Annotated in this window: 10 protein-coding genes; all 10 read left to right on the top strand. The window is 67.6% G+C overall.

Features of this window, described 5'->3' with window-relative positions; translation table 11 throughout:
• Window positions 1–32 precede the first annotated feature (32 nt).
• The 10 genes from RMO51_RS20795 to RMO51_RS20750 all read left to right on the top strand — a co-directional run bounded on the left by RMO51_RS20795 (window position 33) and on the right by RMO51_RS20750 (window position 12,818).
• A complete protein-coding gene (locus RMO51_RS20795; RefSeq protein ID WP_310397905.1) occupies window positions 33–842 on the top strand; it encodes a cyclic nucleotide-binding domain-containing protein in 810 nt (269 codons plus the stop codon).
• A 65-nt stretch (window positions 843–907) separates the two neighbouring features.
• The gene (locus RMO51_RS20790; RefSeq protein ID WP_310397904.1) at window positions 908–2,212 is read left to right on the top strand and encodes a TolC family protein; all 1,305 of its coding nucleotides are present in this window, start codon (window positions 908–910) and stop codon (window positions 2,210–2,212) included.
• A gap of 12 nt (window positions 2,213–2,224) precedes the next feature.
• A complete protein-coding gene (locus tag RMO51_RS20785) occupies window positions 2,225–3,385 on the top strand; it encodes an efflux RND transporter periplasmic adaptor subunit (protein ID WP_310397903.1) in 1,161 nt (386 codons plus the stop codon).
• A 24-nt stretch (window positions 3,386–3,409) separates the two neighbouring features.
• Window positions 3,410–6,643 carry a multidrug efflux RND transporter permease subunit gene (locus RMO51_RS20780; RefSeq protein ID WP_310397902.1) on the top strand — a complete coding sequence of 1,078 codons (3,234 nt, stop codon included), beginning with the start codon at window positions 3,410–3,412 and terminating at the stop codon, window positions 6,641–6,643.
• Between the two features lie 195 nt (window positions 6,644–6,838).
• Window positions 6,839–7,228 carry a hypothetical protein gene (locus RMO51_RS20775; RefSeq protein WP_310397901.1) on the top strand — a complete coding sequence of 130 codons (390 nt, stop codon included), beginning with the start codon at window positions 6,839–6,841 and terminating at the stop codon, window positions 7,226–7,228.
• Between the two features lie 163 nt (window positions 7,229–7,391).
• Entirely contained in the window at window positions 7,392–7,985 is a 594-nt protein-coding gene (locus tag RMO51_RS20770) for a Crp/Fnr family transcriptional regulator (RefSeq protein WP_310397900.1), read from the top strand.
• Window positions 7,986–8,103: 118 nt separating this feature from the next.
• Window positions 8,104–8,754, top strand: coding sequence for a hypothetical protein (locus RMO51_RS20765; RefSeq protein WP_310397899.1), 651 nt, complete (start codon window positions 8,104–8,106; stop codon window positions 8,752–8,754).
• Window positions 8,755–8,885: 131 nt separating this feature from the next.
• Window positions 8,886–9,527: a hypothetical protein gene (locus tag RMO51_RS20760; RefSeq protein ID WP_310397897.1), complete on the top strand. Its 642-nt coding sequence runs from the start codon at window positions 8,886–8,888 to the stop codon at window positions 9,525–9,527.
• Between the two features lie 21 nt (window positions 9,528–9,548).
• The gene (locus RMO51_RS20755; RefSeq protein ID WP_310397896.1) at window positions 9,549–10,385 is read left to right on the top strand and encodes a DUF4386 family protein; all 837 of its coding nucleotides are present in this window, start codon (window positions 9,549–9,551) and stop codon (window positions 10,383–10,385) included.
• A gap of 66 nt (window positions 10,386–10,451) precedes the next feature.
• On the top strand, window positions 10,452–12,818 hold the full coding sequence (locus RMO51_RS20750; RefSeq protein ID WP_310397895.1) for a TonB-dependent receptor: 2,367 nt from the start codon (window positions 10,452–10,454) through the stop codon (window positions 12,816–12,818).
• Window positions 12,819–12,912 lie beyond the last annotated feature (94 nt).

The following is a 12,912-nucleotide window of genomic DNA, read 5'->3' as shown; positions in this document are numbered from 1 at the left end:
CGGCCGGCCGTCAACCTTCTACTTACCAACCCATGAACGCGCTGGTTACGGAACTGCAACGCATCGATATTTTGGCCGACCTGGACGCGACCCGCATTGCCGGCTACGTGCGCGGGGAAGTGCGCACGCTAGCCGAGGGTGAATTGCTCTTCAGGCAGGGCGACGAGCCGGACAGCTTTTACCTGTTTCTGAGTGGCCGGGTAGAACTGTTCCGGCAGCGCAAGACGGAGCGCGTGGTCATCGGCTCGTTTGGGCCGGGCGAGAGCGGCGGCGAGGTGCCGCTGCTGGCCGGCGGGCGGCACCTGGCCAGCGCCGTGGCCACCCAACCCACGCGGGTGCTGGCGCTGAGCGCCGACCTGTTCTGGGTGTTGTTCAGCGCCTTCCCGGACGTGCGCCGGCGGGTGCTAACTAACATGCAAGGCCGCCTGGCCGAAGTGCGACGGGCCGACCAGGAAGCCGCGCTCCGCCCCCTGCTGCGCGACCTGCGCCGCCTTCAAACCTTGACCCAGCAGCTGCTGGGCGAATTGCTGCCCGCGCCGGCCGGCCCGGCCCTGGCGCAGCACCCGTTTGGGCCGGCGCCGGACCCGCTGCCCGAACCCGACGACCGCCTGCCGGCCTGGCTGGCGGAGCGCGGCGTCCCGCTCACCCAACTCTCCAAAATGGCCCGGCAGCTGCATCAGGCGGGCCTCAGCGTGCCGCAACTGGCGGCCGTGACGGAAGGCATTCCAATTCCGCAGACGGCCCAGGTACTGCGCTGGCTGGCGCTGGCCGTGACGCTGGACTGCCGGGCGCACCAGCTCGAAGCCACGGCCCTGCCCGCTTTTCCCCTCACCGTTTCCTAACCGCGCCGTGCTGCTCATCCTACCTCGTCTCTCTCTCTCTCTGCTGGCTGTTCGCCGCGCTAATCTTGCGGCCCGCCGTGGCCCCGGCCCAGGCTGCCCCCCCGCCGGCGAAGCTCACCCTGGGGCAGTGCGTGGACTACGCCCTGCGCAACCAGCCGCTCGTGCAGCAGGCCGTGCTCGACGAGCAGATTGGGGAGCGCACCCTGCGCGTGGCCCTCGCGGATTGGATGCCGCAGGTGCAGGGCACGGGCGCGTACCGCCGCAATTTCAAGCTGCCGGTGGCCGTGCTGCCCAACTTTACCGACCTGAGCGCGCCGGCCCAGGTCATCCGCATCGGCCTGAAAAACACGTCCAATCTGGGCTTGCAGGCCGACCAGGTGCTGTTCAGCAACGACGTGCTGCTGGCGGCCCGTTCCGTGCGCGACGTGCGGCGGCAAAACAGCCAGAACACCACCGCCCGGCGCATCGAGGCCGTGGTGAACGTGAGCAAGGCATTTTACAACATCCTGCTCACCGGCGAGCAGCTCAAGGTGCTGGACGAGGCCATCCGGCGCCAGGAAAAGCAGCAGCAGGACACTAGGGCGCAGTTCGACGTGGGCCTGGTGGACGCCACCGACTACAAGCGGGCCGCCGTGTCGGTGCGCAACGCCTACTCCGCCCGCCGAGCCGCGGCCGAGTCGCTGAAAGGCAAGTACGCGGCCCTCAAACAGCTGATGGGCGTGCCCCCGGAAAACCCGCTGGCCCTGACCTACGACACCCTGCAGCTGGCCGCCGAAACCCGGCTCGACACCACCGAGCAGCTGCGCTACGAGCAGCGCATCGAGGTGCAGCAGCTCCAGACCCGGCAGCGCCTGCAACGGCTCACCGTGGACTACTACCGCCTGGCCTTCCTGCCCCGGCTCTCGGGCTTCGTGAACTACGTGGGCGTGTACCAGAACGAGCGGCTGGGCGACCTCTACAGCCGGGCGTTTCCCACCTCGCAGCTCGGCCTTGACCTGGCCCTGCCGCTGTTCACCGGCTTTCGGCGCCAGCAAAACCGCAAGCTCGCCGGCCTGCAGCAGGACCGCCTCGCGCTCGACCTGCAAAACACCCGCGGCCAGATTAGCACCGAGTACGAGTTGGCCCTGGGCACCTACAAAAGCGCCCTCAACGACCTGGAGCTGCAGCGCGCCAACGTGGCCGACGCCCGCGACACCTACGGCATCCTCAAGCTGCAGTACGACGAGGGCATCAAGGCCTACCTCGAAGTCATCGTGGCCGAGGACGACCTGCGCCAGGCCCAGCTCAACTACTACAACTCCCTCTACGAAGTGCTGGCCGCCAAGCTCGACGTGCAGCGCGCGCTGGGCAGCATTTCCTTCACCCTCTAACCTCCACCCGTCGTGCCTACTTTTTTACTTGCGAAGATTCAACGTCTGGGCCTCGGAGCAGTTCTGCTGACTGGCTGCGGCGGGCCGGCCACGGGTCCCGCCGCCGGTCCGCCGGCCCCACCGCCCGCGGCCGTGGTGGTGCAGCGCGTGGCCCGGGCCCCCGTGGTGGCTTACGATGCCTACGAAGGCACGGTGGTGGCCCTGGAGGAAGTGGAATTGCGGGCCGAAGTCAGCGGCTACGTCACCGGCATTTTCGTGCGCGACGGCCAGCGCGTGCGCCGGGGCCAGCGCCTCTACGAGGTGGACGCCACCCGCTACCAGGCCGGCCTGAGCCAGGCCCAGTCGCAGCTGCAGGTGGCCCAAACCAACCACGCCAAGGCCGCCCAGGACGCCGAGCGCTACAACCGCCTGGCCGAGCGCAACGCCGTGGCCCGCCAGCGCGTGGACTACGCCCGCGCCGACCTGGCCAACGCGGCCTCGCAGGTGGCGGCGGCCCGGGCGGTGCTCACCACGGCGCGCACCGACGTGCAGCGCGCCGTGCTCACGGCCCCGTTTGCCGGCACGGTGGGCTTCTCGCAGGTGCGGCGCGGCGCCCTGGTCACCCAGGGGGCCACGCTGCTCAACACGCTGTCGGCCGACGACCCGGTGGCGGTGGAAGTGGCCCTGAACGCCGCCCTGCTGCCCCGGCTGAGCGAACTGCTTCGCACGCCCCCCCCGGCCCGCGACTCGGTGTTTACGCTGGTGCTGCCCGATGGGGAGGCGTACCCGCGGCCCGGACGCCTGGCGGTGCTCGACCGCACGGCCGACGCGCAAACCGGCACGGTGCGGGCCCGCGTGGCCTTCGCCAACCCCCGCCAGCAGCTGCGGCCCGGCCTGACCGGCACCCTGCGCGTGCGCAACGCCGACACCGGGCCCCAGCTCACCGTGCCCTTCCGGGCCGTGACCGAGCAGATGGGCGAGTACTACGTGTACGTGCTAGGCGACAGCAACCGGGTGGCCCGGCGGGCCGTGCGCCTGGGCACCCGCGTGGGCGAGGCGGTGGTGGTGCGCCAGGGGCTGCGGGGCGAAGAAACCATCGTGCGCGACGGCGTGCAGAACCTGCGCGACGGGGTCGTGGTGCGCCCCACGGCCCCGGACGCGGCAGCGGCCGGCCGCGCCGCGCCGCGGCGCTAACCCACTTCTTTTCTTTTTCGACGCATGATTTCCGACGTCTTTATCAACCGGCCCGTGACGGCCATCGTGGTGTCCGTGGCCATCGTGCTCATGGGCACGGTGGCCCTGCTCAACCTGCCCATCAGCCAGTACCCCGACATTACGCCCCCGGTGGTGCAGGTGGCCGGCGCCTTCACCGGGGCCGACGCCCAGACCGTGGAGCAAACCGTGGTGACGCCCATCGAAAGCCAGATTAACGGCGCCCCGGGCATGGCCTACCTCAAGTCCAACGCCACCAACGACGGGCGCATGACCACCGACGTCACCTTTGAAGTGGGCACCAACCTCGACATTGCCACCCTTGACGTGCAGAACCGGGTGAGCGTGGCCACGCCCGCGCTGCCCGACGAGGTGAAGCGCCTGGGCCTGACGGTGAAGAAGCGCAACTCCTCGGTGCTGATGGTCCTGGCCCTATACTCGCCCAAGAAAAGCCACGACATCCGCTTCCTGGACAACTACGCTAGCATCAACCTGCGCGACGCCCTGCTGCGGGTGCCGGGCGTGGGCGACGTGACCAGCATCGGCCAGGACTTCTCGATGCGGGTGTGGTTGCGGCCCGACCGGCTGGCCCAGCTGGGCCTGAGCGCCGCGCAAGTCACCGACGCCCTGCGCGAGCAGAACGTACAGGTGGCGGCCGGGGCCGTGGGCGCCACCCCACAGTTCGGCTCCCAGGCCTTCGAGTACACGGTGTTTCTGAACGGGCGGCTGAGCGAAACCGCGGAGTTCGGCGACATCGTGGTGCGCACCCGGCCCGAGGACGGCTCGGTGGTGTACCTCAAAGACGTGGCCCGGCTGGAGCTGGGGCAGTTCGACTACGCCCGCCTTTCCACCGTGAACGGGCAGCCGGCCACCATTCTGCTCGTCAACCAGACGCCCGGCTCCAACGCCCTGGACACCGCCGACGGCATCTACGCGACCCTGGACGAGTTGAAAAAAAGCTTCCCGCCCGACGTGGCCTATTCGGTGCCCTTTGAGACGGTGTCGGTGGTGCGGGTTTCCATTGCCGAGGTGATTGAGACGCTGGTCATTGCCCTGCTGCTGGTCACGGGGGTCGTGTTCCTCTTTTTGCAGAGCTGGCGGGCCACGCTCATCCCGGTGCTGGCCATTCCGGTGGCCATCGTGGGCACGTTCGTGGCCTTCCTTCCCCTGGGCTTCACCATCAACACCCTCACCCTGTTTGGCTTCGTGCTGGCCATTGGCATCGTGGTCGACGACGCCATTGTGGTGGTCGAGGCCGTGCAGCAGTCCCTGGACGAGGGCCGGCTGACGGTGCGCGAGGCCACCCGCAAGGCGATGGCGGAAATTACGGCCCCGGTCATCGCCGTGGCCCTGGTGCTGGCGGCGGTGTTCGTACCGGTGGGCTTCATTCCCGGCATCACGGGGCGGCTCTACCAGCAGTTTGCCATCACCATTGCCATTTCGGTGGTCATTTCGGCCTTCGTGGCGCTGTCGCTCACCCCGGCCCTGTGCACGCTGCTCCTCAAGCCCACGCCCGGCCACGACGGCCAAGTGCCCCCGCAGCCGGGCGTGGTCGGCCGGCTGTTCGGCGCCTTCAACCGCTGGTTTGAGCGCACCGCCGGGGCCTACGCCCGCGGGGTGCGCCGCGCCATTGGCGTGACGCCGGCGGTGCTGCTGGTGCTGGTGGGCGTGTACGGGGCCACGTTTTACCTGTTCCGGGCCAAGCCCACGGGCTTCATTCCGGGCGAAGACCAGGGGCTGCTGTTCGTGGCCGTGGAGCTGCCCCCCGGCGCGTCCAGTGCCCGCACCCGCGCGGTGATGGCCCGCATGGGCACCGTGCTGGCCAACCGGGTGCCGGGCATTCAGAACTACGCCGGCGTGGGCGGGCTCAACGCCCTCAATTTTTCGTTTAAGTCCAGCAGCGGCACTTTTTTCGTGCAGCTCAAGCCCTGGGAAGAACGGCAGGAAGAGTCGCTCAAGCAGGCCGGCGTGATTGCCCGGATGCAGCAGGAGTTCGGGGCCGTGGTCGGGGCCAACATCGTGGTGGTGGCGCCGCCCGCCATTCCGGGCCTGGGCAACACCGGCGGTTTCAGCTTCATACTCGAGCAGCGCCAGAGCTCCAGCGACATCAAAGCCTTCGAGGCCGTCGTCAACCAGTTCGCCGCCGCCGCCAACCAGCGGCCGGAAATTGCGGCGGCCTACACCTTTTTCACGGCTCAAACCCCCGGCTACCAGGTGGTAGTGGACCGGCAAAAGGCCAAGCGCATGGGCGTGCCGCTCACCGGCGTGTTCAGCACCGTGGCCACCTACCTGGGCAGCACCTACGTGAACGACTTCACCCGCTACGGCCGCAATTTCCGGGTGGTGGCCCAGGCCGACACCGGCTTCCGGGCCGACATCGGGGCGCTGGGCCGCTACACGGCGCTGAACCAGGCCGGCCAGCCGGTGCCGCTCAACACGCTGCTCACCACCCGGGTGGTGGAAAACGCGCCGCTCATCTCCCACTACAACCTGTTCCGGGCCGCCGAATTCAACGGCGACGCCAAGCCCGGTTACAGCTCGGGCCAGGCGCTAACGGCGCTGGAGGAGGTGGCGGCCCAGGTGCTGCCCGCCGAGTACGGCTACTCGTTTTCGGGTTTGAGCCGCGAAGAAAAAAGCGCCGGCAACAGCACGCTCGTCATCTTCGGGCTGGCCATCGGGCTGGTGTTCCTGGTGCTGGCGGCGCTGTACGAGAGCTGGTCGGTGCCCTTTTCCATCCTGCTGTCGGTGCCGCTGGGAATTTTCGGGGCCATCGGGGCGCTGACCCTGCTGCCGCAGCTCACCAACAACGTGTACGCCCAAATCGGGATGATAACCCTGATTGGCCTGGCGGCCAAAAACGCCATCCTCATCGTGGAATACGCCAAGGAGCGCCTCGACGCGGGCATGCCCCTGCTCGAGGCCACCATCCAGGCCGTGCGCCTGCGCCTGCGGCCCATCGTCATGACCTCGCTGGCCTTTATCCTGGGGGTGCTGCCACTGGCCTTCGCCTCGGGCGCGGGGGCCGTGTCGCGCCAAACCATCGGCTGGACGGTGGCGGCCGGGATGCTGACGGCCACGCTGCTGGCCATTTTCGTGGTGCCGGTCCTGTTCGTGGGCATCACCCGCCTCGCGTACGGCAAAGCCCGGCTGGCCGCCCTGGAGCAGACCGGCTCGGAGGAATCCGCGCAAGAAAAGGCCGCCGGAAACTCGCCGACCCCGGCCGCTGGCGACGGGGCCTAAGTGTACGTTTTGGTCCTTTTTAGCGCGGTTTCGGGGTTGATGTACCGGTCATCTGGCTCCCCTCTCCGCGGGAGAGGGGCCCGCCCCGCAGGGGTCTCGTGAGGTTAGCCCAGCCGCGCCATACACCGATTCCGAAACCCCTCTAATATTGCCCGCTGCAAACCCTCTAATCAATCATTACCACACCTTTTTTTCATGGACAACCTCATTGCTTTAGTTCATCAATACCAGGCCGCTGCTTATTCCGGCGACGTGGCCGCGGCGGGAGAATTTCTATCCGACCAAGTGACGCTGACCCTGGCCGGCAACAACCAGCTGAGCGGCGTGTACCTGGGGGGCGACGCCTTTTTCGGCGCCTTCGGCCGCATGATGGAAATCACGGCGGGCACGTACCGGCTGGCCCAGGAATACGACTCGTTCAGCAGCCCAACCCGGGCCGTGTTTCTGGTGCAGGAGCAAGCCACGCGCGACGGCCACGATTACGTTTACGACCGCGTGGTAGAGTTTATCTTCGACGGGCCCCGCATCCTGGCGGTCCGCGTGTACGAGGGCAACCCGGAAGTCGTGGACGTGCTGTTCAAATAGGCGGCCGCAACGGAACGGCTCAATAACATGAAGCGCGCCCCACCGGCGCGGCGCGGCCGAACGTACGCCGGGGCCGGCTGATGGGGTAATTGCTTACTTTAGGAGCTTCGTGCGCGGCCACGGCACTGGCCGGCACGCTCGTTTTCCTTTTGTGATGCCCCCCATGCCGTCCGGCCCCCTTTCCCCGTCCCCTCCCGAAGCCCTGCACGCCCAGCTAAAGGCACTGATTCCGCTCACCAACGAAGATTACGCGGCTTTCACGGCGGCGTTGCAGCCCCTGACCCTGGAAAAAAAGGCGCTGCTGCTGCACGAAGGAGAGGTCTGCCGGCAGGTGGCCTACGTGGAAAGCGGCGGGTTGCGCTACTTCTACAGCGTGGACGGCGAGGAACGCACCGGGCAGTTCTTCTTCGAGGGCAGCTGGTACGCCGACTACGACAGCTTCCTGGACCAGAAGCCCGCCGGCGTCAGCGTCGAGGCCATCGAGCCCACGCGGCTCTGGCTGCTGGCCCGCCCCGACCTGTACCGGCTGTACGAGGAGCGGCCGGTGTTCGAACGGTTCGGCCGGCTCATGGCCGAGCAGGCCTACCGCGGCAGCCGGGCCCGCAGCGCCGCCCTGCTCAACCAAACGCCCACTGAGCGCTACGAGCAGCTGGTGCGCGACCGGCCGGAACTGGTGCAGCGGGTGTCGCAGCGGCTCATTGCCACTTATCTGGGCATCAAGCCCGAGAGTTTGAGCCGGATTCGGGGGCGGGGCTGAGCGGCGGGCGGCGCGGGGTGGGGTCGGTTTTCTTAACCGAAGTCATCGTTTCGGCTGGAAGGGGCGCGGGACCTTTGTTGGGAAGCGTTTCCTCACCAACCCCGCTTCGCCACCCCCCATGAAAACCCCCGTTTTCGCTGCGGCCCTGGCCGCTGTTTCGCTGCTGGGCCTGGTTCCCGCGGCGCAGGCCCAAACCGAGCGCCAGCCGAGCGTGTACGGCGAAATCGGCTTTGGCGCCGGCCAGACGCTGTTTTTCGGCGACATCCGCACCAAGCTGCGCCAGGCCATCCGGGCCAACGACTTCGAGCCCGGCATCGCCGGCAACCTGCTGCTGGGCTTTTACGTGGCGCCGGAGCGCTGGAAGGGCTTCGGCCTCGGCCCCCGGCTGAAATTTTCCGGCGGGGGCGGCACCACCGACGACCAGGGCGGCGAGTACTTCTTCAACTACTACAACCTGGGCCTGAGCGCCAAGTACTACCCCCTCAGCCGGGAATTCAACCGGGGGCTCTACGCCCGCGCCACCGTGGGCACCGGCCAGCTCACCACCAAACACCAGCTCAACGACCCGGCCGAAACCTACCTGCACCAGTTCGCCATTGGCTCGGTGCTCACTGGCAGCCTGGGCTGGACCTTTCCGCTGAAAACGAAGAGCATCAGCCTCGAAGGGGAGTTTGAGTCGGGCAGCCGCAACGGCACGATTTCGGGGGTGGGCGACGGCCAGGTGTTCCGCAGCGGCCAAGTGGGGGTAAACGGCATCCTCACCTTTTGAGCTGCGCCCGCGGCCCCCGCCGAAGGCTGCCGGCACGCCTCTTTTCTTAACCGAAGTCATCGTTTTCGCCCGGGCCCCCACGGGACCTTTGTCCTGAAGCTTTAACCAACCAACCCGGCTTCCTACTTACCATGAAAAACCTGCTTTTCTCCGCCGCCCTGGCCGCCGCCCTGCTGGGGCACGCCGCCACCGCCACCGCCCAAAAGGCGGAATCCAAACGCCCCGTGTACGCCGAAATTGGGGTGGGCGTCAATAAGACGCTGTACTTCGGCGACACCCGCGCCAAGCTCAACCAGGCCCTGGGCGGCAGTTCCAAGCCCGGCACCGGCAACAACATCCTGGCCGGCTTCTACGTGGCGCCCACCGCCTGGCGCGGGCTGGGCGTGGGCGCGCGCATCTCCGGCTCGTTCGGCGCCCCGGTGGCCGGCGACTTCGGCGACGACTACATCTTCAACTACTACAACCTGGCCCTGGCCGCCAAGTACTACGTGCTCAGCCGCCAGTTCGGCCGCGGCCTCTACGTGCGGGGCAGCGCTGGCTTCGGGCAAATGACCACCAAGCGGTTCGACGAAGAAGCCAATTTCTACCGCCACCAGTACGCGCTGGGCACCTCGCTCATGGGCGGCATCGGCTACACCGTGCCGCTGAAAGGCTTTAGCCTGGGCCTGGAAACCGAGTTCGAATCGGCCTCACGCTCCGGCACCGTGGACGGGTTGGGCGACACGACCTTCCGCAGCGGGCAGGTGGGCGTGAACGTGATTCTGGGCTTCTAAGCCCGTTTCCGGCCGCTCGTCATGCAGCTCGAACTTGAATCTCCCCGCTGGCCGGCCCTGGCCGACCAGCCGGCCGCCGGCCCCGTCCCGGCCGTGGGCCCCCGCTTCTGGCCGCGGCTGGCCGCCGCCCTGCTGGTGCTCGAAGCGGTGCTGGTGACGGTGCCCGTGGCGGTGCTGAGCCACCATTTTCACTTTCCCGCCGTGCTGCGGGAGCCGGCCGCCGTGGCCCTACCCCTGTTTCGCGCCTCGCAAGGGTTCATTGTGCCGGCCTACTACGTCTTTGTGCTCTCCGCCCTGCTCTACGTGCCGCTAAGCTACGCGCTGCGGCGGGCCCTGGCCCCGGCGGCGGGCCCGGCCCGGCCCCTGGGCAGCCGCCTGCTGGCGGGCCTGGGGCTGGCCACGGCCCTGCTGCAAAGCCTGGGCTTTAGCCGCTGGGTGTTTGCCGTGCCGCTGCTGAGCGCGCAATACGCCGCCCCCGACGGCACGGATACCACGCGGCGCGCGGTAGCGTTGCTCTACGACCTGCTGAACCGCTACGCCGGGCTGACGGTAGGCGAGCACCTGGGCTTTTTGGCCATGGCCGCCTGGACCGGCTGCCTGGCCGGGCTGGTCTGGCAAGGCCGGGGCCGCAGCCGGCTGGCCACTGGCCTGGCCGCCGCGGGCCTGGGGCTGGCCCTGGCCTTAGCCCTGAGCGTGGGCGAACATTTCGGGGGACCCAACGCCCCCGCGTTCGCGCAGCTGAACCTGGTAGCCAACACGGTTTGGACGGGGTGGGTGCTCGGGCTGGCCGGCTGGCTGCTGCGGCGGCCGGCCGAGCGCCTGGCCCCGGCCCCGGCCCAAACTCCCCGGCAACCTTAACCCAAACTTCTTCCGCGGATTAAAATAAATGCCGCTCTTTTTCGTCACCCTGTTTTTTAAGTCTTCATGTCCGTCCTCTTCCTGCCGCGCTCTCTGAGTCTGCTTTGTGTCCTCCTCACGCTCCTGACGCTGCCGGGCCGGGCGCAAGGCCCGCGCTACGCGCTGAGCGGCACCGTGCGCACGGCGGCCGGTGAGGCCCTGCCGGGCGCGTCGGTGGCCGTGCCCGCCCTGAGCACCGGCGTGGCGGCCGACGAGCAGGGCGTGTTTTCCCTGGAACTGCCGGCCGGCCGGCACCAGGTCGTGGTCAGCTTCATCGGGTACCAGTCCGTGACGCGGGACGTGAACCTGACCCGCGACCAGCGCCTGAATTTCGGCCTGAACGCCGACGGCAACGAGCTGGGCGAAGTGGTGGTGGAAGGCAGCGTGACCCTGGAGCAAAAGCTGAAATCGACCCAGATGGGCGTGGAAAGCCTCAGCATCCGCGAGGCCAAGCTGCTGCCGGCGCTGTTTGGAGAAGTCGACATTCTGAAAACCCTGCAGCTGAAGCCGGGGGTGCAGAACGGCGGCGAGGGCACCAGCGGCCTGTTCGTGCGCGGGGGCTCGTCGGACCAGAACCTGGTGCTGGTCGACAACGCGCTGGTCTACAACCCCAACCACTTGTTCGGGCTGTTTTCGGTGTTCAACTCCGACGCCGTGCAAAGCGTGGACCTCTACAAGTCGGGCTTCCCGGCGCAGTTTGGCGGGCGGCTCTCGTCAGTGGTGGACGTGAAGCTGCGGGCCGGCTCGCGGGAGAAAATCGGGGTTACGGGCGGCATGGGCCTCATTTCTTCGCGCCTCACGGTGGAGGGGCCGCTGGGCCGGGCCGCCGGGGGGACCCCGGCCAAGGGCTCGTTCATCGTGTCGGTGCGCCGGACCTACTTCGACGTGTTCACCCGGGCCATCAACGAGCGCAATGCCGGCGACGAGAACTACGACCCCATCCCCGACTACTTTTTCTACGACCTCAACGCCAAGGCCAGCTACCGCCTCGGCGACAAGGACGAGGTGTTCGCCACCGGCTACCTGGGCCGCGACGTGTTCGGGTTTGCCAGCCCCAACAGCTTCAACTTCGATTTCAACTGGGGCAATACGCTGGGCGTGGTGCGCTGGCAGCACACCTTCACCCCCAAGCTGATTGCCAACACGTCGGTGTCGGTGACCGACTACCAGTACCAGCTCGGCAACAAGCTCGACCAGTTCAGCTTCAACCTGGGCTCGACCATCCGCGACTACACCGGGCGGGTGGACCTGGACTGGCTGCCCAATGACCGGCACAGCCTCAAGCTGGGGGCCGTGGTCACGCAGCACCGCTTCGGCGTGGGCCGCCTGCAGGCCGGCTCCGAGGACAACCGGATAAGCTTCGGGGCCGACGTGCGCTACCGCGGCGAGGAAGCCGGCCTGTACGTGTCCGACAACTTCAAGGCTTCGGACAAGCTCCAACTCGAAGGGGGCCTGCGCCTGTCGGGCTTCCAGAGCGGCACCGACCGCTACGCCGGGCTGGAGCCCCGCGCCGCCGCCCGCTACGCGCTCAACGACCGCACCTCGTTCAAGCTCAACTACGCCCTGATGTACCAGTACGTGCATTTGGTGACCAACTCCGGGGCCACGCTGCCCACCGACATCTGGTACCCTTCGCGGCTGAGCGTGAAGCCCCAACGCTCGCAGCAGGTGAGCACGGGCGTGAGCTTTTTGCTGGGCGGCGGCAAGTTTCTGCTCACTGACGAGGCATACTACAAGTGGGGCACCAACCAGATTGACTTCAAGGACGGCGCCCAGCTGTTCGTGAACGAGGAGCTGGACGGCGAGTTCCTGTTTGGCCGGGGCCAGAGCTACGGCAACGAGCTGTACCTGGAGAAGAAAACCGGCCGCACCACCGGCTGGCTGGGCTACACCCTGGCCTGGACCACGCGCCGGTTTCCGCCCCAGCGCGGCACCACGGGCATCAACCGGGGCGAGGCCTACTTCCCCAGCTACGACCGCCGCCACAACCTGACGGCCGTGCTCATCCACAACCTGACGGAGCGGGTGAGCCTGACGGCCAGCTTCGTGTACGCGAGCGGGGCGCCCACCACCCTACCACTGGGCCGCTTCGCCTACCAGGACGTGGGCGGTACCGAGCCGCAGGCCGTGCCCGTGTACCCCGACCGCAACACCTACCGCCTCATCCCCTACCACCGCCTCGACCTGGGCCTGGTGTGGAAGCTCAAACCCACCCGCCTCTTCAGCGAGTCAGACCTGACCTTCAGCGTGTACAACGCCTACAACCGCCGCAACGCCTACTTCATCTTCTTTGATACGGTGCGCGACGCCAACGAGCAAATCGTGGATTTCAAAGCCCAGCAGGTGTCGCTGTTCCCGGTAATTCCGTCGGTGACGTATAATTTTCACTTTTAGGTGGATGCCGTTTTCTTTGGTGTGCTTCGCCACCTGGCGTCAACCTCACGAGACCCCTGCGGGGCGGGCCCCTCTCCCGCGGAGAGGGGAGCCT

The sequence above is a fragment of the Hymenobacter sp. genome (assembly GCF_031398885.1).
Taxonomy (GTDB): Bacteria; Bacteroidota; Bacteroidia; order Cytophagales; family Hymenobacteraceae; genus Hymenobacter.
This window is presented reverse-complemented; position numbering and strand designations above follow the sequence as displayed.